Below are 24,925 nucleotides of genomic sequence, written 5' to 3' on the forward strand. Positions count from 1 at the left end.
CTTCCCGTTCAACCATCGGGGCGCAGGCAGGTCCTCCTGCGCCCGACCGCCAACGGACCTTCGGAGACACAACGACATGTTCAAGCACCAAGCCGCCCTGACCGCCGTCGCCTGCGCGCTCGCATTCGGCACCGCCGCCGCCCACGCGGCCGACAAGCCGCTGAAATCGATCGGCGTCACGGTCGGATCGCTCGGCAACCCGTACTTCGTCACGATCGTCAAGGGCGCCGAAGCGCGCGCGAAGCAGATCAATCCGAACGCGAAAGTCACCGCGGTGTCGGCCGACTACGATCTGAACAAGCAGTTCACGCAGATCGACAACTTCATCTCCGCGCACGTCGACATGATCCTGCTGAACGCGACCGATCCGAAGGCGATCGAGCCGGCGGTGAAGAAGGCGCAGGCAGCCGGCATCACGGTGGTCGCCGTCGACGTCGCGGCCGCCGGCGCGAACGCGACCGTGCAGACCAACAACGTGAAGGCCGGCGAACTCGCGTGCGACTACCTCGCGAAGAAGCTCAACGGCAAGGGCAACGTGATCATCGAGAACGGCCCGCAGGTGTCGGCCGTGATCGACCGCGTGAACGGCTGCAAGGCCGTGCTCGCGAAGAACCCGGGCATCAAGCTGCTGTCGAGCGACCAGGACGGCAAGGGCTCGCGCGAAGGCGGGATGAACGCGATGCAAGGCTACCTGACGCGCTTTCCGAAGCTCGACGGCGTGTTCACGATCAACGATCCGCAGGCGATCGGCAGCGATCTCGCGGCGAAGCAACTGAACCGCCCGAACATCGTGATCACGTCGGTCGACGGCGCGCCCGACATCGAGGTCGCACTGAAGTCGAACACGCTCGTGCAGGCGTCGTCGAGCCAGGACCCGTGGGCGATGGCGCAACAGGCGGTGAACGTCGGCTACGGCATCATGAACGGTCAGAAGCCGGCCAACCCGATGATCCTGATCGAGCCGACGCTCGTCACGCGCGACAACGTGAAAGGCTACAAGGGCTGGACCAGCCCGCGCTGATCGCGGCGTACGTGCTCGCGTGCGGTGTCGGACGGGGCGTGTGGGCTGAGGGCGGATGCGGGTGGTCGCGGGGCACGAGTCGCACTGGCCGCATTCATTGGCGGCCCCGCGCCGTGGATCGCACGAGCGGCACGGGTGGCACGAGCGGCGCTGGCGGCACGGATTGCATTAGCCGCCGCCCGTCACGCCGCATGCAGCGCGACCGCCCGCCGCGCTTCACGTCGACGCCGCCGGCGCGAGCGTCCCGCTTGCCCGTTACATATCCTGCTCAACGCACCACCCGCCCCCATCACCCGCCACTCGCCCCGTCGCGACCGCGCGCCTGCAGCAATTGCAGGCTCTCATCCACGCTCAGTTCCGACATCGCGTCGTCGCGCAGCGTATCGTCGGCCGCCCGGCGCAGCGCATTGAGCGCATGCGCCTTGAGCCGCACGATCGCGAGCCGCAGCCCGCGCGCCGCACACTCGGCCGCGAACGTGCGCAACGACTCGATCGTCGTGCCGTCCACGTCGGGCGTTTCCTCGAGGCTCAGCATCACGGTGTGCGCATCGGGTGCGTCCTTCATCAGCGCGCGCACGCGGTTGAGCATCCGGTCCGCGTTCGCGAAGAACAGCTGCGCCTCGGGCCGCACGATCAGCACGCCGGGCACCGGCTTCGCATCGGCATGATTCGCGACGTCGACGAAATCGTGCCCGTCGCGCAGCCGGCCGAGCACGCTGACGTTCGGCTCCGACAGCTTGCGCAGCGTCAGCAGCAGGTTCACGCCGATCGCCACGAGCAGCCCGTGCAGCACGCCGAGCACGAGCACGGCCAGCAGCGCCGCGATCACGACGAGCCGGTCGCGGTGCCATACCCAATACGGCCGGAATATCGACGGATGCAGCGAGTGGCTGACCGCGAAGATCACGATCGCCGCGAGCACGGGCTCCGGCGTGCGCGCGAGCTGCGGCAGCAGCAGCCCCACGATCAGCGCGACCACCGCCGCGGCCCACAGCCCCGCGAAGCGGGACTGCGCGCCGGCGGCCTCGTTCGCGGCCGTCGCCGAATAGCCGGCGCCGACCGGCATCCCGTGCAGCAGCCCCGAGACGAGGTTCGCGCAGCCGATCGCGACCAGGTCGCGATTCGCGGACACGCTGTCGCCGTGCTTCAGCGCGAAGTTGCGAATCGATCCGTACGACTCCGCGTACAGGATCAGCATCAGCGCGAATGCGAGCTCGACCGTCTGCATCCACGCATTGCGGTCGAGCCGCGGCAGCCCGAATTCGATATGCCGGAAATCGATGTGTCCGACCACCGCGATCCCGTAGCGCTGCCAGTCGACCAGATAGCCGGCGACGATCGACAGCACGATCACGACGAGCGTCGCCGGCACGCGCGAGCGGCGCCCGAGCGCAAACAGCAGCGCGAGCGCGGCCGCGCCGAGCGCGACGCTCGCGAGGTTCGCCTGCGGCGCGCCCCTGACGAGTTCGAGCACGACGTGCGGCGCATCGCCGTGCCGCACGGAAACCGCGAGGATCTTCGGCAGTTGCTTGATGACGATCGTCAGCGCGAGCCCGAACGTGAACCCGCGCAGAACCGGCCGAGCGACGAAATCGGACATGCCGCCGAGCCGCGCCGCGCCCGACAGGATGAACAGCACGCCGGTCACCGTCACGAGTGCGGCCGCCAGCGCGAGTTGAGCGGCCAGCGCGAGCCCCGACTCGCTCAGCACGGTCGCGGCGAGCACGGCGGCCGACGACGACGTCGACGACACGATCGCAAAGCGGCTGCTGCCGGTCAGCGCATAGATGACGAGCCCCGACAGCAGCGCGATGAGGCCCGCCTGCGGCGGCAGGTTCGCAAGGCCGGCATATGCGACGGCCTCGGGGATCAGCAGACCGGCGATCGACAGGCCGGCCAGCGCGTCGAGGCCAACGCGCCGCGGCGGCGAAGGCGCGGCCGCATCGAGTGCGGCGAAATGCTCGGCGCGCTGCGGGCCGGCTTCCGGGCGAGTCTGGGTGGTCGTCATCGAGCCTTCTTCATCGAACGTCGGATCGCCTGCGCCGGTCACGGCTTGACCGCGATCACGCCGGACCAGCCCGGCAGATAGCGCGCGTCCTGATCGTGGGCGCGGCGCAGCGACAGGTCGAGCGCCTTGTCGAAATTCTTGCGGATCTGGTCGAGGCTCACGTGCTGGCGCAGGTAGTCGGCCCACAGGAATTCGCTGAACGGCGTCGCGTCCTTCGCGTAGCCGCCCGCGGTGCGCAGCTCGCCCGCGAGGCTGCGATACGGGTCGTCCTCGAGCCCGGTCAGCGCCTGCGGCAGATGCGCGTATTCGCGCCGCGCACCGTCCGGGCCGAACGGATGCACCCACTGGTTGTGCTCCATGATCCGCCAGAAAATCGTGTCGTCGAGCCACGACAGATCCTTCAGCAGCATGGCGTTCACGCGCGTCTCGCCCTCCTCGATCAATGCGAGGCCGAGATGGTGATGATCGGTGATGTAATGCAGGCCGCCCGGGCCGAGCACCGCGGGAAACCAGTGCGATTCGATCGCGGCCTGGCGCGCGCGCTTGCCGAGCGTCTTCCAGTGCTTGCGCTTCGCCTTCACTTCGCGATAGCCGACCGTCATCTGCGTCGGACGCAGCGCGTCGAGCCGGACGGGAATCAGATGAACGTCGTTGCCGAGTGCCATGGTCGTACCCCATGTTGCGAATGTCGGCAACGATACTCCTGATCGGACGAGCCGTTAATACGTCGCGACCTCGATACGCGTACGCTTGACGATCTCTGACAACCGGCGCCGCTAGGTGCGCAGGTCGTCGCGCTCCAGACGATGCCGCACATAAGAGATGCCGTCATCCACGACGCCCACGCGGCGCATCCCGAGCTTGTGTGCGACGTTCAGCGAACCGGTGTTGGCCGCCGCGATGTCGGCGATCACACGCGGCAGCCGCACGGTGTCGAATGCGTGCCGCACGACGGCCGCCGCGGCCTCGCTCGCGATGCCGCGCCCCCACGCCGTGCGCACGAGCCGCCAGCCGATCTCGACGTCGCGCGCGCCGCCCGCGTAGTCGGGAATCAGCAGCACCCAGCCGATGAACCGGTCGGGCGCGGCCTTCTCGAAGATCGACCAGTAGCCGAGGCCGGCCGGATAGTCGCGCGTGATCCGGTGCGTGACGAAGCGGCGATGCTCGGCGGGGTCGTGCCACGGGCCGGCGATGTACCGCGTCACTTCCCGATCGCGATCCATCTCGATACACGCGTCGAGATCGGCGAGCACGCGCGGGCGCAGCCACAAGCGCTCGGTCTGCAGCACCGGCAACGCGGGATCGGGGGATTCGGCCATCTGGATTCCTGCTTCGGGAACGATGCGCATCGCGCGTGACGTGATCGATACAAAAAGCCTGCCGCAATGATACAGACGGCTGACGCGTCGCTCGGCCGGCATCGCCTCCGTTGCACGCAATGGATCATTTCATAGGGATTATTCCCGATTCGCCCGTATCGCGCGGCGCGACGGCCTACACTCGATCCATGCCCGCCGCACTGCGCGCCTGCCGGCCGGCAACCGTACGAGCCGGCAGGCAGGCAAGCCAACGAGGAGAACCCACGACATGAGCTGGACTCGCGAGCAACGCAACGTCACGATCGCCGCCTACCTCGGCTGGACGCTCGACGCATTCGATTTCTTCCTGATGGTGTTCGTGCTGAAGGACATCGCGGCCGAATTCGCAACGACGATCCCCGCCGTCGCGTTCGCGCTCACGCTCACGCTCGCGATGCGCCCGCTCGGCGCGCTGATCTTCGGCCGCCTCGCCGATCGCTTCGGCCGCCGCCCGACGCTGATGGTGAACATCGCGTGTTATTCGCTGCTCGAGCTGGCGTCGGGTTTCGCGCCGAGCCTGACCGCGCTGCTGGCATTGCGCGCGCTGTTCGGCGTCGCGATGGGCGGCGAATGGGGCGTCGGCTCGGCGCTGACGATGGAAACCGTGCCGACGCATGCGCGCGGCATCGTGTCGGGCCTGCTGCAGGCCGGCTACCCGAGCGGCTATCTGCTCGCTTCGGTCGTGTTCGGGCTGTTCTACCAGTACATCGGCTGGCGCGGCATGTTCATGGTCGGCGTGCTGCCTGCGCTGCTCGTGCTGTACGTGCGCGCGCACGTACCGGAGTCGCCCGCGTGGAAGCAGATGGAGAAACGGACGCGGCCGAGCCTCGCCGCCACGTTTCGGCACAACTGGAAGCTCGCGATCTACGCGATCGTCCTGATGACCGCATTCAACTTCTTCTCGCACGGCACGCAGGACCTGTATCCGACGTTTCTGCGCGAACAGCATCACTTCGATCCGCATACCGTGTCGTGGATCACGATCGTGCTGAACCTCGGCGCGATCGTCGGCGGCCTGTCGTTCGGCGCGATCTCGGAGCGGATCGGCCGCCGCCGCGCGATCTTCATCGCGGCGCTGATCGCACTGCCCGTGCTGCCGCTGTGGGCATTCTCGAGCGGCCCGCTCGCACTGGCGGCCGGCGCGTTCCTAATGCAGATATCGGTACAGGGCGCGTGGGGCGTGATCCCCGTGCATCTGAACGAAATCTCCCCCGACGAGATCCGCGCGACCTTCCCCGGTTTCGTCTACCAGCTCGGCAATCTGCTCGCGTCCGGCAACGCGACGATGCAGGCGTCGCTCGCCGTGTCGCACGGCAACGACTATGCGTTTGCGCTCGCGCTCGTGGCCGGCATCGTGGCCGTCGCGATCGCCGTGCTGATCCTGTTCAGCCGCGAGCGGCGCGGCATCGACATGACGCAATCGGTCAATACACGTACCGGCGCCGGCTGAACCCGCACGTTGCCGCGCCGCACCATCGGATGCGCCGCGCGGGGCGTGGCTTGCGTCCGACGTATCCCGCATCTGCACATCGAACTAGAGGAATTTGCCGAGACTCCGCGCTTGCCCGGCCTGCCTGCGTCTTTTTATCTTAATAAAAACAGCCGTTTGAATCAGACGAACGAATCAGCTGTTCGCGGCAGGGCGACCGGCATTGGGAGGCGGGACATGGCAGTAACTCAGGAGGGGCGGCCGTCGACGGGACGGCCGTCGGGGACGCGACCGTCCGGCGCTCGGCAGAGCGGCGGCACGAAGGTGCGCATCCTCGATGCAGCCGAGGATCTGTTCATCGAGCACGGCTTCGAAGCGATGTCGATGCGGCAGATCACGTCGCGTGCGGCGGTGAACCTTGCCGCGGTCAATTACCACTTCGGCAGCAAGGAAGCGCTGATCCACGCGATGCTGTCGCGTCGGCTCGACCAGTTGAACCAGGAACGGCTCGGCATCCTCGACCGCTTCGATGCGCAACTGGGCACCCACATCACCTGCGAGCACGTGCTCGGCGCGATGTTCATTCCCGCGCTGAAGGCGTCGCGCGATCCCGAGCGCGGCGGCCCTGCGTTCCTGCGGCTGATCGGCCGCGCGTACACCGACCCGTCGCCGTTCGTCCGCAACTTCCTGACCGCGCACTACGCGAGCGTCGCCGGTCGTTTCTTCGATGCGTTCCAGCGCGCGCTGCCGCACCTGCCGCGCACGGAACTCGGCTGGCGGCTTCACTTTGCGATCGGCGCGCTGTCCGGCGCGCTCGCCGGCGCCGAAACCGAAAGCCTGATCGACGAATTCTCGCAACGCCGCACGATGAACGACGTGCAGATGATCGCGCGGCTGTCGTCGCTGATCGTCGCCGCGCTGAAGGCGCCGATGCCCGACAGCGCGCAGCTGGCAATCTTCGCCGCCGTGCTCGACGATGCCGGCGCGAGCGAAGCGCTCGGGATGCCGTCGGCGGCGGCTGCCGTCGATACGGCGGCAGCGCATTCGGCGGGTTGAACGCGGCGCGTTGTGCAGATCCAGCGTTTCATGACTCGTTTGATCGAGGCCGGTGGGGGTACGTCGCCGGTTGGGATCGGATTTTTGTGGCGAAAACCGATGGGGTTTTCGCCGGATGAGGATAGTGCGGGCGGTGACGCGCTGGGGTGCGTCGACCGCGAAGCATGGGGCGAGAGTAGGCGCTGAAGCGCCAACTCTGGCCGACCGCGAAGCATGGGGCGAGAGTAGGCGCTAAAGCGCCAACTCTCGCCGACACCGGAGACACACATCATGTCAGCACCCGCAGCAACCGCAACGGCGCAGCTCCCGCCCGACACCGACGGCATCTGGTACAAGTCGTACCCGCGCGGCGTGCCGCACGAAATCGACGTCGCGCAATACACGTCGCTCGTGCAATTCTTCGACGAATGCACGACGCGTTTCGCCGAGCGAGTCGCGTACGTGAGCGCCGGCGCATCGATGACCTACCGCACGCTCGCGCAGAAAGTCGATGCGTTCGCGTCGTATCTGCAAAGCATCGGCGTGAAGCCGGGCGACCGCGTCGCGATCATGCTGCCGAACACGTTCCAGTATCCGGTCGCACTGTTCGGCACGCTGAAAGCCGGCGCGATCGTCGTCAACGTCAATCCGCTCTACACCGCCCGCGAACTCGCGCACCAGCTCAAGGACAGCGGCGCCCAAACCATCGTCGTGTTCGAAAACTTCGCGCGCACGCTGCAGGACGCGCTGCCCGACACCCAGGTGAAGAACATCGTCGTCACCGCGCTCGGCGACCTCCTCGCCGACGGTCTGAACGCCAAAGGACACCTGATCAACTTCGTGCTGAAGCACGTGAAGAAGCTCGTGCCGCCCTACAACCTGCCGCAGGCGGTGCGGCTGCGCTCGGCCCTCGCGCTCGGCGCGCGCACCAAACCCCAGCCGGCGCGCGTCACCCGCGACGACCTCGCGTTCCTGCAATACACCGGCGGCACCACCGGCGTCGCGAAAGGCGCGATGCTCACGCACGGCAACCTGATCGCGAACCTGCTGCAAGCGAAGGCATGGATCGCCGATCAAGTGTCGGGCGACGTCGAAACCGTCCTCACGCCGCTGCCGCTTTACCACATCTATTCGCTGACGGTGAACGCGTTCATCTTCATGGGGCTCGGCGGGCGCAACATCCTGATCGCGAACCCGCGCGACATGACGATGGTGATGAAGATCATCCGCAACGAAACCTTCACCGGCATCACCGGCATCAACACGCTGTACAACGCGTTCCTCGACAACGAAGAATTCCGCAAGCGCGACTTCTCCAAGCTCAAGCTCGCGATGGCTGGCGGGATGGCGATGCAACGCGCGGTCGCGGAACGCTTCGAGGAAGTCACGGGCAGGCCGGTCGTCGAAGGCTACGGGCTCACCGAATGCTCGCCGATCGTCACGATGAACCCGGTCGACCTCAGCGACATGGCCGCGTTCAGCGGCTCCGTCGGCCTGCCCGCGCCATCGACCCAGGTGCGCTTTCGCCGCGAGGACGGCACCTGGGCCGGCATCGGCGAGCCCGGCGAGCTGTGCGTGCGCGGCCCGCAGGTGATGCGCGGCTACTGGCAACGCCCCGACGAAACCGCCAAGGTGCTCGACGCCGACGGCTGGCTCGGCACCGGCGACATCGGCGTGATGGACGAGCACGGCTTCATCCGTCTGATCGATCGCAAGAAGGACATGATTCTCGTATCCGGCTTCAACGTGTACCCGAACGAGATCGAGGAAGTGCTGGTCATGCATCCGGGCATCAGCGAGGCTGCGGCGATCGGCATTCCGGACGAGGTGCACGGCGAGCGGATCAAGGTGTTCGTCGTGCGGCGCGACCCCGCGCTCACCGTCGACGACGTGCTCGCGCATTGCCGCAAGAACCTCACCGGCTACAAGATGCCGAAGTCGGTCGAATTCCGCGACGCGCTGCCGCAGACCAACGTCGGCAAGATCCTGCGCCGCGCGCTGCGCGACGAGGAGCTCGCGAAACTCGACGCCGCGAAACAACGCTGAACGATGGCTCGCCCCCGGAGACGCCGCCGATGAACCCACGAACGATGCGCCGCGCCGCGCATGCGGCCGCCGCCGTCGCATGCATGCTGACGCTGGCACCGCCGCACGCGCAGGAAACGGCCGCCGCTGCCGCCAGCGCGCCCACGGCCACAGCCACGACGCTGCCGGCCGAGCTCGACAAGGTCACGCACGAACCGGCTGCGCAGCAGGCGCGCTGGCTGCGCGCGGCCGCGCAGCGCGGCACGCTCGCGCAACTCGACGACGCGACGCTCACCGCGCTGTTCAACGCGCTCGATCCGCTCGCGGTGCCGCTCTATGTCGGTCATGGCCCGAACGGCTATCCGTCGTACCAGTTCACGATGGCGCGGCAGGAACGCATCAACGGCAAGTGGCCCGACACGCCCGACCGCATGCTCGTGAAGACGACGCGCGAGCCGCTGCGCGTGTACGCGAAATGGCTGCCGGGCGGCGCGCATGCGGGACAGGAAACGATCTACGACACGACGCTGCGCAAGGACGAGATGTACGGCCATCTCGGCGGGCTGCTCGGCAAGATTCCGCTGTGGACGGCGCTCGACGGCGCGCTGGCGCGCGCCCAGTCGAATCACCAGGTGAAGGATCTCGGCACCGAGTTCATCGCGAACCTGTACCTGAGCGAAGCAAGGAAATACCAGGAGGCCGGCGTCCAGCGGCCGACCCACGTCGAAGCGAAAACCATCGGCGGCGTACGCGTGGTCGCCCTCACCTACGAAACGCCGACCGGCCGCCCGCAGTTCTATGCGAAGAAGGAAGTGCTCGGCCTCGATCTGCACGCGCCCTACTTCCGGACCGTCGAGTCGTACGACAACGACGGCAGGATCTTCGAGCGGATCGTCATCGAGACGATCGCGCCGGCGACGCTCGACGCGTCCGCGTTCGATCCGAAGAACCCGGACTACGCGTTCTGAGCGTCACGCGTGCTGCGCCGCGCGCCGTGCTCAATCGTCGTCATCGTCGTGGTGCTTGCGCCAGTGCTTGTAATAGTGCTTGCGCCACTTCCGGTAACCGTCGTCGTCATCGTCGCCATAGTAGCCGTACCCGTAGCCCGGATAGGCGACGACCGCCGGCTGCGGCGCCACATAGACCGGCGCCGGCTCGACATAGACCGGCGCGACCGGCACGCCGATCCCGACGGACAGGTCGACGTGCCCCGCCATTGCGCTGCCGGACGCGACCAATGCCGCGCCGCCGATCCACACCGCCAAGCCCCTCTTGTTCATGTTTCGTTCCATGTTCCGCCGGCCTGCCCGGCATTCGCCGCGACTGTAATCCGGACGCACACGGCGAGGTGCTACGCCGCTGCGAGAGTCGTAACGCGACGTAACGGAACGGCAACTGGCCGTTCGGCCGAATCGCGAAAATGCCGCGGAGCGTCTATAGTGGGTTACGGTTCGACACAATCGCGATCACGCGCGGGCGGAACGAACAGGGTAGAATCCCGCTAAATACTTGGTGAGCGATCACGCCACACACACGCACAACACATCTCTGACGCAGGCTCCTGCCGCACCTCAATGGCCAATCCCGCAGAATCCCATCCGCAAAACGACTTCATCAATTCGGCACGCAAGGAACGTAAGCGTGTTGAAATCTATCTCGTCAACGGCATTCGTCTGACGGGTTGCATCGAGTCGTTCGATCAGTACCTGGTGATGCTGCGCACCCCTGTGGGTCTGCAAGGCATCTACAAGCGCGCGATTTCGACGATCCAGCTCGACACGGGCGGCTCGCGTCCCGGCGGCGGTCCGCGTGGCCCGCGTCCCGGCGGCCGGCCGGGCGGCCGTGAAGGCGGCGGCCACAGCCCGTACGGCTCGCACGGCGGCTCGCGCGAGTCGCGCGGCGACGGCGGCTACGGCTCGCGTGAACCGCGCGAAGGATACGGCTCGCGTGAGCCGCGGGAAGGCTACGGCGCACCGCGCGAACCGCGCGAAGGTTATGGCGCACCGCGCGAAAGCTACGGCGCGCCGCGCGATACCAGCGACGCACCGGGCAGCAGCGCGCCGTCCGATTCACGTGGCGGCACCGGGCCGGTGATCGTCACCCGGCGCCGGCGAATCGTGCCGGACGGCCAGTAAAACAAAAGGGCAAGCCAAACGGCTTGCCCTTTTTGCTGGTAGGCCGGCGCGGCATGTCGCCGCACCGCGCACCCCATGACCGCTCAGTGTGCCGTCGACGGCAAGCCCGCATTGGCCTCACGCTGCAGCGCGCGCACCTGCTTCTGCAACGCGCGCAACTGACCCTGAAGCTGCGCCTGCTGCGTCTGCAGCGCCGCCGTTTCGTCGCGTACGTTCTTCTGGTGATCGGCGACCGCGGCCTGCTGCTCGTGCGCGATCGACAGGTCGGCTTGCAGGCGACGTGCGCGGTCCTGCGTGGCCTGAATCTGCCGGTCGGTTTGCGCCTTCTGCGCTTCCAGCTTCGCCGCCCGCAACTCGTTGACGGCCAGCCGCGCCGCCTGATGCGAGAAGTCGCGGTAGATCGCTTCGGCGCGCGCGTCGTCGTGCGTCTTGATCACACGCCAGAACGCCTTCTGCTGAAACAGCGCCACGAAATACGCACCGTCCTTCACGTTGAACAACAGGCTCGCGCCGTAGCTGCCGTTATAGTTCGTGCGCATTTCCGTCAATGCATGCGCCTGCATCTGCCGCTGCAGCTCGTCGACCGTGCTTTGCCCGGTCGTCTCGCCCGCCTGCGGCTGCACCGACTGAACCTGCGGATCGAGCGCCGGAATCGCCGCTACCGGCGCCGACGCCTGCTGCACCGCCGATGCCGCATCGGCTGCCAATCCCTGCGCGTACACGCCCTGCATGCCTCCCATCATGGCGAACAGCACGCATGCCCGCCCCAACCCCGTAATGTGGCTCATGAATTTTTATTCCCGCCCGTGTCGTTGTAATTGAGCGCGATTTTATCTCATTAATTAATCGCTTTCGCGAGTCTCGGGCTCTTCGTCGAAGATCTGGTACTTGCGCATCTTTTCCCACAGCACCTTGCGGCTGATGCCGAGTTGCTGCGCGGTGTCCTGGCGTCGCCAGCCGTTGGCGTCCAGTGCGGCGATCACGCGGCTGCGTTCGTTCATGTCCCACTTGCTGCGATCGACGAACACTTCCGCCGCGCTCTCCGCCGGCACCGGCTGCGCCGAATTGCGCGCGTGCGCGATCAGCCGCTGCAGCCGCGCGGCATCCCAGCCGCCCGTCTGCCGCACCGTCACGCCGACGCGCTCGGCCAGATTGCGCAATTCCCGCACGTTGCCCGGGAAATAGCTGTCCGCGACCGCGTCGGCGAGCCAGTAAGGCAGGTCCGACAGCTCGGCGAGGCGCGCCTCGCCAACCACGTCGGCGACGAACGACTTGAACAACGCGATCTTGTCGACCGCGCCGCGCTCCTCCAGCGACGGAATGCTCAGCTCGATCACCGCGAGCCGATAGTACAGATCCGCGCGAAACAGCCCGTCCTTCACGAGTTGCGGCAGCTTCTTGTTGCTGGCCGCGACGAGGCGGAAATCGACCTTGACCGGCGTCGTCGCACCGACCCGCAGCACCGCGCCGTCCTCGAGCACGCGCAGCAGCTTGACCTGCTGATACAACGGCAGATCGCCGACTTCGTCGAGGAACAGCGTGCCGCCCGCCGCCTGCTCGAAGTAGCCTTTATGCGCAACAACCGCACCCGTGAACGAGCCCTTCGCATGGCCGAAGAACAGCGATTCGAACAGGCCGTCGGGGATCGCGCCGCAGTTCACCGGCACGAATTCGCCGTGCCGGTAACGCGAATGCTTCTCGTGCAGCAACTGGGCGATGCGCTCCTTGCCGACGCCGGTTTCGCCGTGCAGCAGCACGTTGGTGTCGCAGTCGGCGAAGGTATCGACTTCGTGCAGCAGCGCCTGCATCGACTCCGAGTGCGCGACGAGTTCGGACGGCTGCAGCGTTTCGGCCGCGTGCGCGCGCAATTGCGTGACGAGCTTGCCGACCATCCCGCGCAGTTCGGCACAGGTGAAGTCGAGCGGCAGGATGTGCGAATAGTCGGGCGGATACTGCGACGCATCGTGATCGCGCGCCGCACCGACCCACACGACGGGCATGCCGATGTTGGCCTGCCAGTCGCGCAGGAACGCCGCACCGGTTTCGATCATCGTCACGCTGATGATCGCGAGCGACGGCCGCAGTGCGGCGCGCTCGGGCGAGATCTCCGCGTTGTCGGCACGGATCACCTCGACGTCGAAGCTCGCCATGCAGCGGGCAACGCGGTCGACGATGTCCGCCTTGCCTTCCCAGACGTACAGGTCGAGTTCTGCGATTGCGGGCGTGTTTCTCATGGCTGTTGCTTTCAATGGACGATTTGCGGGGCGTTGCATGTCAGGCTGTGCTGAATCACGGTCAATTGGCCGACTTGCAGTCCGAGTGCGGACAGCAGCGGCGTCACGAGCGTGTTGAGCAACGGATTCACAAGCCCGACGAGCAACGGGATGAGTTGGTCCGTCAGCGGTTGGAGAATCTGCGTGAGAATCGACAGATCGAGGCCCAGAACGTTGAGCTGCAGCGCGGTGCCATTCAACACATTGGTCAGCTGGACGCCCAGCGTGTTGGTGGCAGTCGCCGACGTGGTCCAGTTGGGCCCCGGAGACCAGGCCGACGATGCGCAAGCGCCGTTGCCCGGCTTGGTATTGCAGAACGAGTATTGCGAATTGTTCGGATAGACGATGCCGGTACCGGTCAACGGCAGGTCGGCATTCAACGCGCCCGGTGTCGACGGCAACGGCGGCCCGCTGTATATCGGCGTGCTGGCGCTGCCGCCTACATACGCGACGGGGTTCGACGCCGACAGCGCGATTTGCAGCGCGGTGAAGTTGCCGAGTATTCCAGACGCCGAGAGCTTCGCGACGGGAATCGTGCCGGACGAAGCCGCACAGCTCGGCGCATTGAGGTTCAGCTTGCCGCCGGTATTCTGTCCGGCGCAGATCATCGCCGCGCCCGGCAAGGCGCCGAACGTCGCGGTGCTCGCGGCCGGCGCCGACTGGCAATCGGTACTTGCCAACCAGGCCCGCGCCGGGCCGCCCGCGATGATATAGAGCGGCAGACGCGGCCCGGAAAGCTGGATCGTCAGCAACGGCACCAACGGCGGAATCTGCAGCGGCGGCGGGTCCGACAATACCTGCAGATCGGCGTAGATGCCGATCTCCGCCTGCGACGCCTGCGTGCGCCAGATGCCGTTCACCTGCCCTGCCTCGCCGATGCCGATCGACGGCGGCGCCAGCACCTGCAGTTGCAGACTGTTGACGCGCGCAAGCGCCGATACCGCGCTGATCAGCGGACACAATGCGTTTCCCGGGCAACTGGTTTGCCCGATCGATACCGACAATGCACTGTTGTATGCGCCGACCTCCGCCGTCGTGATCAGCAACTGCAGCACATTGATGCTGGCGTTCGCCGCAGCCTCCGCGTTACTGCCGGAGTATTGAAGGAGGCTGCCCAACGCGATCTTCGACACATTGACGCTCGCACCGACGCTGCCCCGCAACGTGGTGAGCACCACGCCGACCGTCGTATCCTTGCCGACCGCCGTCGCGGCGAGATTGAGAATATCGGATACGGTCAGATCGAGGCCCAGCAGCTGGCCGATCGTGGGCGGACTCGACATGCCGGACTGGCCGAGCTGCAGCGCGGCGTTGGCCAATTGAGCCAGCGTGACGTTGGCCACGGCCAGCGACTGATAGCTCGCCAGGCCGACGTTGACGTTGGCCGAAGCACCCAGCAAGCCGGTCAGCAACGAATCGAGCAGCGCGGAAGACGACGTATTGAGACTCGCGAGCGTCGCAGCGACGCTGAACGTATCGATCGCCGACGAACGTGCCGTTGCAGTGGCCGACAACACGGCCTTTCGACCACTCAATTGGCTCAGCAGCCCGAGAAAGAAATACTGCACTTGCCGGTACACCGTCACGCGTGCCGCATTGGCGACCGACTGCGCCGGCGTAACGTATGCATTCGCGGTATCCCATGCGCCGCAGCTGACGGCGATCTGGTCGTTGCCCGGCGTCGGCGTGGCGTTCGCCGCGGCATCGATCAGCGTGACCGAATAACCGTTGTCGTTCAGGCCCGCGCTGACCGCCACGTTCTTCTTCGCATCGCTCAGGCATCTGGCCGGATCGCTCGACATCGGCTGAACCGCCGCCAATGCGACCATGTCGGCGACGCGCTGCAGGTCCCGCTTCTGAAAATACAGGTTGCCGACGTCGATCGCCCCCAGCACGACGAGCGCGACCAACACCCAGATCGCTCCGATGACCGCAATCGAGCCGCGCTGCCGACGTCGCGCCATCCAACCTGCGCTGGGCCGCCGAATCACGTATGGATGATCACCGCGCATCGTCGTCTCGCTTACTGCGCACTCTGCCCGCCGCCCGACATGCCGCCCGCGGAGCCCATCTGCGAACTCATCGATTCTGGAATCTTGTTCTTGAAGGAATCCAGATAGCGCTGGTACGTCAGCGTCGCAACGTCGCCGAGCAACGGCTGTGTCGGCGCAGCCACGCGGTTGTCCCGCTGCAGCGACAGCCATTGCTGCGTCGAGCGCCCCACCTCCGATGCGCCCGGCGCAGCGACCTGCCCGTATGCGGCAACGGTACCCAGCGCGATGCCGGCGATCGCGCCGAGCAGAGCGATGCGGCCCGCGCGCATGTATCGGTGAAATGTCTGCTTCATGTCGTTCCCCGCGTATCCGTTCATTGTGCAAACCGTTGCAGCAGCGGCGCGGTCTGGTCATAGCTGAGATTGTTCGCCATCGGCGCGATCGACACCGGCGCGGCACGCCGCGATACCACCGGCGGCGTTGCCACCGCCCGCTGCTGCGCGCGCGCCGCGGCCGCCACTCTCGCGGCATCGCTGCTGATGTCCTTGCGGATATTGGCCGGCAAACGCTGCTGGTTCATCAAGCGCTGCGCGTCCTGCGCGCGCCCCGCGGCAACCAGATACAGCGCGAGGTTGCTGACGATCTTGGGGTTGCGTTGATCCAGTTCAGCGGCCTTCATCAGCGGCACGCGCGCGCCGACGATGTCGCCGCTGCGCAATTTCGCGTACGCGAGATCGGACAGCAGCGACGCATCGGTCGGCGCGAGTTCGGACGCCTGCGTCAACGCCTGCACCGCCTGGCCGAAATCGCCGGCTGCGCCCGCGATCAGCCCGAGCCCGCGATAGCCGCGCGCGGCGAGCGGCGTCTTCAGCAATTGCTCATAAGCTGCCGCACTCGCGGCCGGCTGGTCCGTCATCCGCAGCGCATCCGCTCGCAGCAGTATCGTGTCCGGCGATACGCCGTACGTTTTGTCGTACGCGTCGATATGCGCGAGCGACGCGTAATACAAACCTTGTGTCTGCATCCGCTGGATCAGGCCGAGATACATGCCCGGCGTATCGGGCACCGCTTGCTTCTGGTCCGCGGCCTGGATCAACGCCGCACGTTCGGTCTGTGCGCCGACACCATATCCGCTCTCCTTGGTCGCGCATGCAACGAGCATCAACGCCATCGTCGCCATGCCGGCCAGCCTTGCCATCCTGCCGATCCGCTTCATCGTCTTTCCTTCCACCGTCAATGGTGCGCCGACAGCGCGTGCGTCACTGCCAGAAATCCGGGGCCGGCCGTCACGATCAGCAGCGCAGGCAGCAGCGTCAGAACCATCACCCCGGTCATCTTCACGGTCAATCGGCCGATTCGTTCGCGCAGCATCGCGCGACGCGTCTCGCGCAATCGATCGCCGAACTGCTTGAGCGGTTCCTGAACGGCGCCGCCGTGCTTGTCCACCTGCACCATCAGCCGTGCGATCGCGCGCAAATCCTCGTTGTCGAAGCCGCCGGACAAGCGCTGCATCGACTGCTCGCGCGTGCGGCCGGCCGCGAAATGGCGCTGCGCGATGCCGACCTCCGACGAGAGCACCGGCATCATCCCGCGGAAATCGTTCGTCACGACCTGCAGGCTTTGATCGAGCGACAAGCCGACGCCCTGCAACAGCCGCAGCATGTCGACCAGCAACGGCAATTCGTCGATCACGCTCTGACGTCGAGCCGCGGCACGGCGGCGCACGTAGAGCTTCGGCAGCATGAAGCCGAATGCGAATGCGGCGAACACGCCGATCGTCCAGTATCCGCCCTTCATCCGGCCGCTCGCGAACACCGCGAACAGCACGGGCACGGCGATCCCGCAGGCGAGTCGCGCCATCAGGAACAGCCCGCGCGTGCGGGCGTCGACGTAGCCGCATTGCTCGAGCAGACGACGGTCTTCGTCCGCGACGATATGCTTGCCGAAGCCGGTGTCGAGCAGGCGCATCCCGTTCGCCGATACCCAGCCAAGCATGCGTTCGACGCGTTGCCGAACGCGCGCGTCCGGTTTCCCGGCGGAATCGCCGGCCGCAGCGCTTCCCGGCTTGGCTGCCTCGAGCGTCGCCATGCGGTGTTCGAGCGCATCCTTCAGCGCACGCTCGGCACGCGACGCGGCGCTCGCGCGCAACATCGCGGCCATGCCGAACAGCAGGACGCCGAGCGCGCCAAGCGCCAACGCGATCGATCCGATTTGAGTTGCCGTCATCGCATCACCTCAGCCGGGCCATCCGGTACAACCACACACTGCCCGCCACCTGCATCACGAACGCGAGCGTCAGCAGCACGCGTCCGCCCGGGTCGTTCCACATCCCTTGCAGATACCTCGGGTTCGTCATCACGACAAAACTGCCGATCGCGACCGGAAGCATCATGAGCACGAACGCCGACAACCGCGTCTCCGCCGACATCGCCGTCAGCTCGCGCTCCGCCTGCTCGAGATCGCGCATGAACACGGCCATCCTCTCGAGCATCACGTCCGCGCGTCCGCCGTATTTCACCGACAGCCGCAGCACCGAGCCGAGCAGCTCGAATTCCTTCGTGCGGTAGACCTTCGCGACATGTAGCATCGCGCGATCGATCTCGACGCCCGAGCGCAGCATCCTCGACACGTGATCGAGACAGCCGCGCAGCGGTTCCTCGCTCGTCAGCAGCGCCGCCTGGAACGCCGCGGGCACGCTGTTGCCGAGCGTCACCAGCCGCACGATGCCGTCGAGGAACGACGGAATCTGCCGGACGATCTTCAGCCGTCGCCGCTGGATGCGCGATGCCAGCCAGACGCCGAACATCGCGCCGCCGCACACGAGCGCCGCCAGACCGGCGAGCACGCCGGCGCGATGGGTCGCGAGCCCGGCGATCGCCAGCAGCACGGCGAGCGCACCGATCGCCTTGCCGCGAGCGCCTTCGATGCCCGCGCGGTTCACGAGATTGGCGAGGTACTCGGCGGCCGACGCATACCACTGCACCCAGAAGGCCTCGGCCATCGCGCCGCGCGCGACACCGGACGGCGACGCGGTGCGCGCGCCGGCAGATGCCGCCGCCGGCTGCGCCGGCGCGCGCGCGCCCGGTTCGAGCCGGCTGTCGATGAAGCGCTTCGCGTCCGTTCGCACGCGCCGGGTTTCTGCATGTCGCCACAGCATCAATGCCGATGCCACGCACAGCATCGCGACCGCGAGCACCCAGACCATCGCGCTATACATTGAAGCCCCCGCCGCGACCGAATCCGCCGCCGCCGAACCCGCCGCCGAATCCACCGCCCGCCGCGCCGCCCGACAGCGTCTGACGGAAACGCGCGAGCTTCGGCGAATGCGGATGGATGCCGAGCGACTCCCAGTGATCGACTTCCTCGCCCTCCGGCGTCACACGCGCCTCGTAGCGATACAGCTCCTGCGTCGCGATGATGTTGTCGGACAGCCCGGTCACCTCGGTGATCGACAGAATCCGGCGACGCCCGTTCGACAGCCGCCCGATCTGCACGATGAAGTCGATCGCGTTCGCGATCTGCCGCCGCAGGCTCGACTCGGTACCCTGAAAGCCGGCGAAGCCCGCGAGCATCTCGAGACGGTACAGGCACTCGCGCGGCGAGCTCGCATGCACGGTGCCCATCGAGCCGTCGTGGCCGGTGTTCATCGCCTGCAGCATTTCGAGCACTTCGCCGCCGCGCACTTCGCCGACGATGATCCGGTCCGGACGCATCCGCAGCGTATTGCGCAGCAGGTCGCGAATCGTCACCACGCCGGAGCCGTCGAATCCACCCGGCCGGCTCTCGAGCCGCACGACGTGCGGATGGTTCAGCGACAGCTCGGCCGTATCCTCGATCGTCACGACGCGCTCGGGCTCGGGAATATGAAACGCGAGCGCATTGAGCAACGACGTCTTGCCCGAGCTCGTGCCGCCCGACACGAGCACGTTGCAGCGCGCTTCGACGGCCGCCTCGAGCAGCGCGCCGATTTCTTCGTTGTACGTGCCGTTGCCGAGCAGGTCCGACGGCTTCAGCGGATCCTTGCGGAACTTCCGGATCGACACGATCGGGCCGTCGATCGACAGCGGCTCGATCACGACATTCACGCGTCCGCCGTCCGGCAGCCGCGCATCGACCATCGGGTTCGACTCGTCGAGCCGGCGGCCGATCGGCGCGAGGATGCGCCGCACGATGCGCAGCAGATGCGCGTTGTCGGTGAAGCGCACCGGCAGCTTGGCGAGCATGCCGTGACGCGACACGTACACGTCGTTGTAGCCGTTGATCAGGATGTCCTCGACGGCCGGGTCCGCGAGCAGGTCCTCGATCGGCCCGAAGCCCGCCAGCTCCTTCGTCAGCGCCTCGGCGATCGCGCGCACTTCGTTCTCGTTGAGCGGAATCCGGCGCAGGCGCACGAAGCTGTCGATCTCCAGATCGACGAACTGGTTGATCGCCTGGCGCGACCAGCGGCCGAACTCGGCGCCCAGCTCCTCGATGCGCGTGAGCAAGTGCTCGTGCGCGGCATTCTTGATGTCGTGGAATTGCTGGGTCTGGGAGAACGGCGCTGCGCCGTCGGCAAATTGAATGTCGTGTGCCATCGGTTACGACCGCTTGGACGAAGGTTGAATGAAGCGCTTGAGCGCGGACAGGCGCGGCGCGGCACGCGACGCGCCGGCCGTGCCGGAGATGCCCGGCAACCGCACGGCGAGGGATTCGAGGGCGCGCACGTACGGATCGCGCTCCGCCGCATCGACGATCAGCCGCCCCTGGTTCGCGGCATGGCCGATCGCGACGCGCCGCGCGGGCAACGTGCCCACCAGCGACAGCCCGAGACGCTCGGCGATCTGCGCGGGCATCAGGTCCAGCGCGGGGTCGTACTGGTTGACCACCAGCTTGACGCGATCGGTGTCGATCCCCGCGTCACGCAAGCCGGTGAGTAGATCGGCCGCGGACACGATCGACGCGACGCCCTGATCGCAGACGAGCCACGCTTCGTCGGCCGACGCGGCGATCTGCGTGACGAAGTCGCGATTAGAGAAGCCGCCGAGATCGACGACCTGCTGATCGAAGAACGCGCGAAACCGGTTCAGCAAGCCGACGCAAGCCGCATACGACACGTCGCGCAGGCCGCCGAGGTCGGGCGGCAGCGTGGTCAGCGCCACGCCGCTCTGGTGCCGCGTCAGCGCGGTGTTCACGAACGTGCGGTCGATGCGGCGCAGGTTCTGCACGGCGTCGATGAAATGGAACTCGCAGCGCGTGTTCAGGAACAGCGCGCCGTCCCCGGCCGGCAGTCCCAGATCGACCAGCGCGGTCTGACGGCCGGCCGGCGTGCTGCCGCCGTGTTGGTCTTTCGCGCCCGGTCCGAGCGCGTGCTTCTGCAACCACACGGCGAGATTCGCGGCGAGCGTGCTGACGCCCATGCCCGCGCGCGCGCCGAGCAGCGCAACGACCTTGCCGTGGCGACTCGCCGGCTCGCCGACGTTGGACAGCAGGCCGCGCGTCGTGCGCAGCGCCTCCTCGGCAGGCGCCGACACGTCGATGAAGTCGCGCACGCCCGCGCGCAGCGCGGCGAGCGTGCTCTCCGGCTGGGCCAGCGAACCGAGCGCGACGATCGGCAAGCCCGGATGCGCGGCGCGGATCGCGGCGACGGCAATGCTCGCCGCGTCGCTGCTTGCGGAGAAGTCGACGAACACGAGCGCCGGGTTGAGGCCGGTGATGCGCTGCGCGAGCACGCCGGGCTCGAGCGATGCGGCTTCGACCGCACCGGCCGACACGAGCGTGTCGGCGAGCCAGCGCACGTGTGCGTCCTTCTGCGTTGCGCAAACGAAGTAGTCCGTCACGGCGGGTTCACATAGTGATTCGATTCGTGCATTCATGTCGCACACTCCCGATTGCGCAATGCGCCGCGCGGGGACCCGGCGCGTCGTGCTTCGTGCTCATTTCGAAAACCCCGGCGCCGCGTCCGGCGACGCCGCACCGCCGAGATACGACCGCCATACCGGCCCGTCATGCTGCTCGGCCAATTCGCCGGGCGTCGCGGGCAGCACCGCGCCCTTCGCGATCGGCGCGACGAGATGCGGCGTCACGATGATCAGCAGTTCCTTGTCGTTCTGCTGGTAATTCAGGTTCTTGAAGAACGTGCCGATGATCGGCAGGTCGCCCAGCAGCGGCACCTTGCTGACGTTCGACATCGTCTGACGGTCGATCAGGCCGCCGATCACGAAGCTCTCGCCGTCGCCGAGCTCGACCGTCGTGTCGGCGCGGCGCGTCGTGATGCCCGGCACCGCGACGCCGCTGATCGTCACGCTGTTCACGAAATCGAGCTGGCTCGATTCCGGCGCGACCTTCAGCGCGATCCGGTTCGGGCTCAGCACCGTCGGCGTCAGCGACAGCCCGACGCCGTATTGCTTCCACTGGATCGCGGTCGAGCCGAGCCCCTGCGGCGACGGCACCGGAATCTCGCCGCCGGCGAGGAAGCTGGCGCTCTGGCCGGACAGCGCGACGAGCGTCGGTTCCGCGAGCACGCGCGCCAGGTTGTTCGCTTCGAGCAGCGACAGGTCGGCGAAGATGCCGTGCCCGGCCGCGTTCACGACCAGGTTGAAGGCGGACGCAACGGGTGCGCCGAGCGTCGGGATATAGGCCGCCGTGCCGGGACCGGACCCGCCGTTGTACGACTGCACGCCGCCCGGCGAGAACGAGCCGAACGAAAAGCCGTTGCTCTGCTTGAAGAAGTTGAAGCCGACCTGCTTGAGCACCGAACGGCTGAATTCGACGACGCGCACGTCCACTTGCACCACGTTCTTGCCGGCCAGCGTCGAACGATCGATCACCGCGCCCTTCGGGCTCATGTTCTTCGCGACGGCCACCGCGCGTTCGTGCGCGTCGAGCGAGCCGGCCGCGCCGCGCAGCACCGACGTGCCGCCATAGGCCTTCACCTGCGGCGTCGACGCGTCGAGCACGGCCTGCGCGGCCGCATCGACGACTTCGACGTTCCAGACCGTCGGCTCGTCGTGGCCGCGCTCCCAGACCATCACGTTGGTGGTGCCGGGCGCCTTCGCGGTCAGCAGCACGGAGCCGGCACGGCTGCCTTTCATGATCAGCACGTCGGCGATCGCCGGATCGCCGACGGCGACCCGCTGCAGCGCGCGGCCGGCGGCGATCTGCCGTTGCGCGCCGACCGCGAGCTCGATCGTCCCGCTCGCGCTTGCCATGGATGCGAAGGTCAGGACCCACAGAGCCATCGCGAATGCAGTCAGGGTGTTTTTCATGGATTGTTGTACCGTGGCACGGCCATTACATGTCGTCGCTGATATCGATAGGAATCAATGCTGTTCAATACGCAACCGTTTCCGAGCGGCCGCCGCGGATTACCTCGATGCTGCCGCCGCTGCCCGTCGCCCCCGCGGCGGACCGCACGGCCGGCGGAAGGTGCGACGGCAGCGGCGGGACATTGACATTGGCCGCCGCGGCATTGCGCTGGGTGCCCGACAGCTGTTGCAGCGAGACGCCGGCCGCGGCCAGCGCCGACGGCGACAGCTTGTTGTCGGTGCGTACCGCGACGGTCTGCATCGCGAGTTCGTCGTCGCGCGGGTTGCGCAGCGCGAGCGTCAGCCGGCCGGTGGCCTCGCCGAGCGTCAACGCGTCGACCTGGGCGGTCGGCACTGCCAGTACGGCGATGCGGGCATTGCTCGGCTGGCCGTTGCTGCCGTTCGTGGTGCTGCCGCTGTCGCGCTCCGGCGTCGCGTCGCCGAACGACAGCACGCGCACCTTCGACATCAGCAGGCGCGCCTGCGTCTGGGACACCTCGCCGTCGAACATCGCGCCGCCGCCTTCGCGCTTCAGATTCAGGAACACGTCGACGAAGTTGCCGGGGCGCAGCCGGTTGCCGACGGCATTGGTCTCGTCGACGCGCACCGCGATCGCGCGCTCGCCAGGCTGGATGTCTTCGGCGAGGCCGGAAACCAGCGCGTCGGGCGTGATCGGCGCAGATGCGGGGATGTCGCGGGCGGGGACACGGCCGGCAACCATCGTCGGATCCATGAACGCGCCTGTCGGCACCGGGCTGATCGACTGGACCTTCAACGCGTCGGCGGGAATCGGCTGGCCGGCCGGCAACGCGTGCGTTGCGATCACCACCGGCGCCGCATTGGCGGTGACGACCTGCGGCGCCGGTACGGAAGCGGGCGCGCTGCGTCCGAGCATCCACGCATAGATGCCGAGCAGTACGGCGATCGCGATCAGCAGCCCGGCGATGATCTTCGTCAAATTGTTGGTCATGTTCAAAGAAGGATGGATGCCGGAATGACGACGCGAAATTTCTCGATGGCGCGACTCGGACTCATGACGCGCTGCTCATAGCATGGACTGCGGGATTTGCACGACCGCCGAACTCGTCAGCGGGCCCTTCAGCACTTGCCCCAGTAACGGGATCGACGTCAGCCACTGCAAAGGCACGTAGCTGACCGTGACCGTCAGGCAATTGGTCGGACTCGCCGAGCCGTCTGTACATGCATTGGTCTTCACCGTCACCGACGCCGGCTGCGGATTGCCGTTCAGCCAGCTCAGCGAACTCAACGCGGTATTGCACGCGCTCTGCGTGCGCGTCATGGGCTTCGATACCGACGTACAGGGGTTCTGGTCCGAACCGAGGCTCGGCGCGTAAGTCAGCCCGGCGCGCGCGCCTTCGCTGACGGCGAACGTCAGGCTTTGCTGGATGAGGAAAATCATGCCGAAGCTGACGATCGCGTAGAAGATCATGAAGAACAGCGGAAACACAATCGCGAATTCGACCGCGGTCGCGCCGCGTTGACGATCGCGTTTCCGGCACCCTGCGCTTTGACGATTCATCGCCCTGCCCCTGCCATGACGAGGTACACGAGCCACGCAGCCACCGGTGCGACGAGGCATGCCGCATAAGGCGTCGCACGATATCCGCCGACCATCAGGACGGGCGCGCGCCGTGACCGCAGCGCCCGGATGCGCGTGCGCGAGAGCAGCATCAGGACAAGGACGTGCACGCCGGCCGCAAGGCTGGCCGCGACCCAGACCCACAGCAACGCGTTCGCGCCGCACCAGGCGCCCAGCACCGCGAAAATCTTCACGTCCGCCGCACCCATCACGCGCAACAGGAAAAACGGCAGCAGAACGATCAGGCCGACGAACATGCCGATCATCGCGCGCACCGGAAGTACACCGAATGGATTAGCGTCCAGACTCGCCGCCAGAAACCCCGCTACCAGCCCCGCCAGCACGAGCACATTCGAAATACGTCGGTAACGGATATCGCTGGCCGCGACAACGAGCGCCCATGCGAGAAATGCCCCGGTGAATAGGAAATGTGCCATCGCATCACGAGTGGCCGAACATGCCGTGACAGGCGAATCGCGCACGGCGATTCGCCTGTCACGGCACTACGGCTGGCTTGTATCAGTGATGAAACGGGTTTATTTCCAAGGCGCCGTGCAGGCTACGTTGGCCGTTGCCGATGAGCCGGTGCCGGTCGTGGGAGACGTTATGCAGGAGCCCAGATTGGTGAACATGTTGCCGAGGCTACCGCCAATGGACGAAACGCCCGCAACGATGGCCACGGCAATCAGACCCGCGATCAACCCATATTCGATCGCGGTAACCCCGGTTTCTTCCTTGAGGAAGCGCTTGATGAGTGCTTTCAT

At 66.8% G+C, this 24,925-nt stretch carries 24 protein-coding genes; 6 read left to right on the forward strand and 18 right to left on the reverse strand.

The genetic code is table 11. From position 1 onward, the window contains the following. Positions 1–76: 76 nt before the first annotated feature. Entirely contained in the window at positions 77–1,021 is a 945-nt protein-coding gene (locus tag AK36_RS21540; protein WP_011884652.1) for an ABC transporter substrate-binding protein, read from the forward strand. Positions 1,022–1,310: 289 nt separating this feature from the next. On the opposite strand, the gene AK36_RS21545 is transcribed toward AK36_RS21540, so the two are convergent. The 3 genes from AK36_RS21545 to AK36_RS21555 form a co-directional block, all read right to left on the reverse strand. Then, entirely contained in the window at positions 1,311–3,029 is a 1,719-nt protein-coding gene (locus AK36_RS21545) for a SulP family inorganic anion transporter (RefSeq protein ID WP_011884651.1), read from the reverse strand. A gap of 38 nt (positions 3,030–3,067) precedes the next feature. Then, entirely contained in the window at positions 3,068–3,694 is a 627-nt protein-coding gene (locus tag AK36_RS21550; protein WP_011884649.1) for a ParB-like protein, read from the reverse strand. A gap of 111 nt (positions 3,695–3,805) precedes the next feature. After that, a complete protein-coding gene (locus tag AK36_RS21555) occupies positions 3,806–4,348 on the reverse strand; it encodes a GNAT family N-acetyltransferase (RefSeq protein WP_045579475.1) in 543 nt (180 codons plus the stop codon). A gap of 268 nt (positions 4,349–4,616) precedes the next feature. Here AK36_RS21555 and AK36_RS21560 point away from each other — a divergent pair, with 268 nt between their 5' ends. The 4 genes from AK36_RS21560 to AK36_RS21575 all read left to right on the forward strand — a co-directional run bounded on the left by AK36_RS21560 (position 4,617) and on the right by AK36_RS21575 (position 9,844). Continuing rightward, positions 4,617–5,837, forward strand: coding sequence for an MFS transporter (locus tag AK36_RS21560; protein ID WP_014722954.1), 1,221 nt, complete (start codon positions 4,617–4,619; stop codon positions 5,835–5,837). 216 nt (positions 5,838–6,053) lie between these two features. Beyond that, on the forward strand, positions 6,054–6,872 hold the full coding sequence (locus AK36_RS21565) for a TetR/AcrR family transcriptional regulator (RefSeq protein WP_045579142.1): 819 nt from the start codon (positions 6,054–6,056) through the stop codon (positions 6,870–6,872). A gap of 270 nt (positions 6,873–7,142) precedes the next feature. Next, positions 7,143–8,897, forward strand: coding sequence for an AMP-binding protein (locus tag AK36_RS21570; RefSeq protein ID WP_045579143.1), 1,755 nt, complete (start codon positions 7,143–7,145; stop codon positions 8,895–8,897). 29 nt (positions 8,898–8,926) lie between these two features. Continuing rightward, positions 8,927–9,844: a DUF1571 domain-containing protein gene (locus AK36_RS21575; RefSeq protein ID WP_045579144.1), complete on the forward strand. Its 918-nt coding sequence runs from the start codon at positions 8,927–8,929 to the stop codon at positions 9,842–9,844. A gap of 30 nt (positions 9,845–9,874) precedes the next feature. Here the strand turns inward: AK36_RS21575 and AK36_RS21580 are convergent, their stop codons facing one another. Then, complete coding sequence (locus AK36_RS21580) at positions 9,875–10,156, reverse strand: PXPV repeat protein (RefSeq protein ID WP_041493957.1); 282 nt, start codon at positions 10,154–10,156, stop codon at positions 9,875–9,877. A gap of 294 nt (positions 10,157–10,450) precedes the next feature. Between AK36_RS21580 and hfq the strand changes: the two genes are divergently transcribed. After that, positions 10,451–11,011: an RNA chaperone Hfq gene (hfq, locus tag AK36_RS21585; protein ID WP_034195564.1), complete on the forward strand. Its 561-nt coding sequence runs from the start codon at positions 10,451–10,453 to the stop codon at positions 11,009–11,011. A gap of 83 nt (positions 11,012–11,094) precedes the next feature. Here hfq and AK36_RS21590 read toward each other — a convergent pair whose 3' ends face one another. The 14 genes from AK36_RS21590 to AK36_RS31520 form a co-directional block, all read right to left on the reverse strand. Then, a complete protein-coding gene (locus AK36_RS21590; protein ID WP_011884635.1) occupies positions 11,095–11,799 on the reverse strand; it encodes a DUF2968 domain-containing protein in 705 nt (234 codons plus the stop codon). 54 nt (positions 11,800–11,853) lie between these two features. Next, positions 11,854–13,245, reverse strand: a complete 1,392-nt coding sequence (locus tag AK36_RS21595) for a sigma 54-interacting transcriptional regulator (RefSeq protein ID WP_011884633.1) — start codon at positions 13,243–13,245, stop codon at positions 11,854–11,856. 11 nt (positions 13,246–13,256) lie between these two features. Further along, positions 13,257–15,296: a pilus assembly protein TadG-related protein gene (locus AK36_RS21600; RefSeq protein ID WP_080938704.1), complete on the reverse strand. Its 2,040-nt coding sequence runs from the start codon at positions 15,294–15,296 to the stop codon at positions 13,257–13,259. An 11-nt stretch (positions 15,297–15,307) separates the two neighbouring features. Further along, positions 15,308–15,631 (reverse strand): DUF3613 domain-containing protein, encoded by a 324-nt coding sequence (locus AK36_RS21605; protein WP_034195566.1) that lies wholly within the window; start codon positions 15,629–15,631, stop codon positions 15,308–15,310. A 20-nt stretch (positions 15,632–15,651) separates the two neighbouring features. Further along, the gene (locus tag AK36_RS21610) at positions 15,652–16,494 is read right to left on the reverse strand and encodes a tetratricopeptide repeat protein (protein ID WP_045579145.1); all 843 of its coding nucleotides are present in this window, start codon (positions 16,492–16,494) and stop codon (positions 15,652–15,654) included. Positions 16,495–16,511: 17 nt separating this feature from the next. Continuing rightward, positions 16,512–17,504: a type II secretion system F family protein gene (locus AK36_RS21615; protein ID WP_034195568.1), complete on the reverse strand. Its 993-nt coding sequence runs from the start codon at positions 17,502–17,504 to the stop codon at positions 16,512–16,514. A gap of 4 nt (positions 17,505–17,508) precedes the next feature. After that, positions 17,509–18,495, reverse strand: a complete 987-nt coding sequence (locus tag AK36_RS21620) for a type II secretion system F family protein (RefSeq protein WP_034195569.1) — start codon at positions 18,493–18,495, stop codon at positions 17,509–17,511. Further along, positions 18,488–19,852 carry a TadA family conjugal transfer-associated ATPase gene (locus AK36_RS21625; RefSeq protein WP_034195570.1) on the reverse strand — a complete coding sequence of 455 codons (1,365 nt, stop codon included), beginning with the start codon at positions 19,850–19,852 and terminating at the stop codon, positions 18,488–18,490. The genes AK36_RS21620 and AK36_RS21625 overlap by 8 nt, the downstream gene beginning before the upstream one ends. Before the next feature lie 3 nt (positions 19,853–19,855). After that, positions 19,856–21,130: a fimbrial protein gene (locus tag AK36_RS21630; RefSeq protein ID WP_045579146.1), complete on the reverse strand. Its 1,275-nt coding sequence runs from the start codon at positions 21,128–21,130 to the stop codon at positions 19,856–19,858. A gap of 60 nt (positions 21,131–21,190) precedes the next feature. Beyond that, positions 21,191–22,522: a type II and III secretion system protein family protein gene (locus AK36_RS21635; protein ID WP_045579147.1), complete on the reverse strand. Its 1,332-nt coding sequence runs from the start codon at positions 22,520–22,522 to the stop codon at positions 21,191–21,193. A 64-nt stretch (positions 22,523–22,586) separates the two neighbouring features. Then, positions 22,587–23,531 carry a Flp pilus assembly protein CpaB gene (gene cpaB / locus AK36_RS21640; protein ID WP_045579148.1) on the reverse strand — a complete coding sequence of 315 codons (945 nt, stop codon included), beginning with the start codon at positions 23,529–23,531 and terminating at the stop codon, positions 22,587–22,589. 75 nt (positions 23,532–23,606) lie between these two features. Continuing rightward, the gene (locus AK36_RS21645) at positions 23,607–24,101 is read right to left on the reverse strand and encodes a TadE/TadG family type IV pilus assembly protein (RefSeq protein WP_034195574.1); all 495 of its coding nucleotides are present in this window, start codon (positions 24,099–24,101) and stop codon (positions 23,607–23,609) included. Continuing rightward, the gene (locus AK36_RS21650; protein ID WP_034195575.1) at positions 24,098–24,598 is read right to left on the reverse strand and encodes an A24 family peptidase; all 501 of its coding nucleotides are present in this window, start codon (positions 24,596–24,598) and stop codon (positions 24,098–24,100) included. Before AK36_RS21650 ends, AK36_RS21645 begins: the two co-directional genes overlap by 4 nt. A 99-nt stretch (positions 24,599–24,697) precedes the next feature. After that, positions 24,698–24,925 (reverse strand): Flp family type IVb pilin, encoded by a 228-nt coding sequence (locus AK36_RS31520; RefSeq protein WP_034195576.1) that lies wholly within the window; start codon positions 24,923–24,925, stop codon positions 24,698–24,700.

The organism is Burkholderia vietnamiensis LMG 10929, assembly GCF_000959445.1.
In the GTDB taxonomy this organism is placed as follows: Bacteria; Pseudomonadota; Gammaproteobacteria; order Burkholderiales; family Burkholderiaceae; genus Burkholderia; species Burkholderia vietnamiensis.

Bases quoted from the DNA above. Each gene is read 5' to 3' on its own strand.
- AK36_RS21645 (WP_034195574.1), bottom strand. From the start codon at position 24,101: ATGAATCGTCAAAGCGCAGGGTGCCGGAAACGCGATCGTCAACGCGGC.
- AK36_RS21550 (WP_011884649.1), bottom strand. From the start codon at position 3,694: ATGGCACTCGGCAACGACGTTCATCTGATTCCCGTCCGGCTCGACGCG.
- AK36_RS21600 (WP_080938704.1), bottom strand. From the start codon at position 15,296: ATGCGCGGTGATCATCCATACGTGATTCGGCGGCCCAGCGCAGGTTGG.
- AK36_RS21595 (WP_011884633.1), bottom strand. From the start codon at position 13,245: ATGAGAAACACGCCCGCAATCGCAGAACTCGACCTGTACGTCTGGGAA.
- AK36_RS21565 (WP_045579142.1), top strand. From the start codon at position 6,054: ATGGCAGTAACTCAGGAGGGGCGGCCGTCGACGGGACGGCCGTCGGGG.
- AK36_RS21540 (WP_011884652.1), top strand. From the start codon at position 77: ATGTTCAAGCACCAAGCCGCCCTGACCGCCGTCGCCTGCGCGCTCGCA.
- AK36_RS21635 (WP_045579147.1), bottom strand. From the start codon at position 22,522: ATGAAAAACACCCTGACTGCATTCGCGATGGCTCTGTGGGTCCTGACC.
- AK36_RS21630 (WP_045579146.1), bottom strand. From the start codon at position 21,130: ATGAATGCACGAATCGAATCACTATGTGAACCCGCCGTGACGGACTAC.
- AK36_RS21555 (WP_045579475.1), bottom strand. From the start codon at position 4,348: ATGGCCGAATCCCCCGATCCCGCGTTGCCGGTGCTGCAGACCGAGCGC.
- AK36_RS21575 (WP_045579144.1), top strand. From the start codon at position 8,927: ATGAACCCACGAACGATGCGCCGCGCCGCGCATGCGGCCGCCGCCGTC.
- AK36_RS21580 (WP_041493957.1), bottom strand. From the start codon at position 10,156: ATGAACAAGAGGGGCTTGGCGGTGTGGATCGGCGGCGCGGCATTGGTC.
- AK36_RS21615 (WP_034195568.1), bottom strand. From the start codon at position 17,504: ATGACGGCAACTCAAATCGGATCGATCGCGTTGGCGCTTGGCGCGCTC.
- AK36_RS21625 (WP_034195570.1), bottom strand. From the start codon at position 19,852: ATGGCACACGACATTCAATTTGCCGACGGCGCAGCGCCGTTCTCCCAG.
- AK36_RS21570 (WP_045579143.1), top strand. From the start codon at position 7,143: ATGTCAGCACCCGCAGCAACCGCAACGGCGCAGCTCCCGCCCGACACC.
- AK36_RS21590 (WP_011884635.1), bottom strand. From the start codon at position 11,799: ATGAGCCACATTACGGGGTTGGGGCGGGCATGCGTGCTGTTCGCCATG.
- AK36_RS21560 (WP_014722954.1), top strand. From the start codon at position 4,617: ATGAGCTGGACTCGCGAGCAACGCAACGTCACGATCGCCGCCTACCTC.
- cpaB (WP_045579148.1), bottom strand. From the start codon at position 23,531: ATGACCAACAATTTGACGAAGATCATCGCCGGGCTGCTGATCGCGATC.
- AK36_RS21605 (WP_034195566.1), bottom strand. From the start codon at position 15,631: ATGAAGCAGACATTTCACCGATACATGCGCGCGGGCCGCATCGCTCTG.
- AK36_RS21610 (WP_045579145.1), bottom strand. From the start codon at position 16,494: ATGAAGCGGATCGGCAGGATGGCAAGGCTGGCCGGCATGGCGACGATG.
- AK36_RS21620 (WP_034195569.1), bottom strand. From the start codon at position 18,495: ATGTATAGCGCGATGGTCTGGGTGCTCGCGGTCGCGATGCTGTGCGTG.
- hfq (WP_034195564.1), top strand. From the start codon at position 10,451: ATGGCCAATCCCGCAGAATCCCATCCGCAAAACGACTTCATCAATTCG.
- AK36_RS21650 (WP_034195575.1), bottom strand. From the start codon at position 24,598: ATGGCACATTTCCTATTCACCGGGGCATTTCTCGCATGGGCGCTCGTT.
- AK36_RS31520 (WP_034195576.1), bottom strand. From the start codon at position 24,925: ATGAAAGCACTCATCAAGCGCTTCCTCAAGGAAGAAACCGGGGTTACC.
- AK36_RS21545 (WP_011884651.1), bottom strand. From the start codon at position 3,029: ATGACGACCACCCAGACTCGCCCGGAAGCCGGCCCGCAGCGCGCCGAG.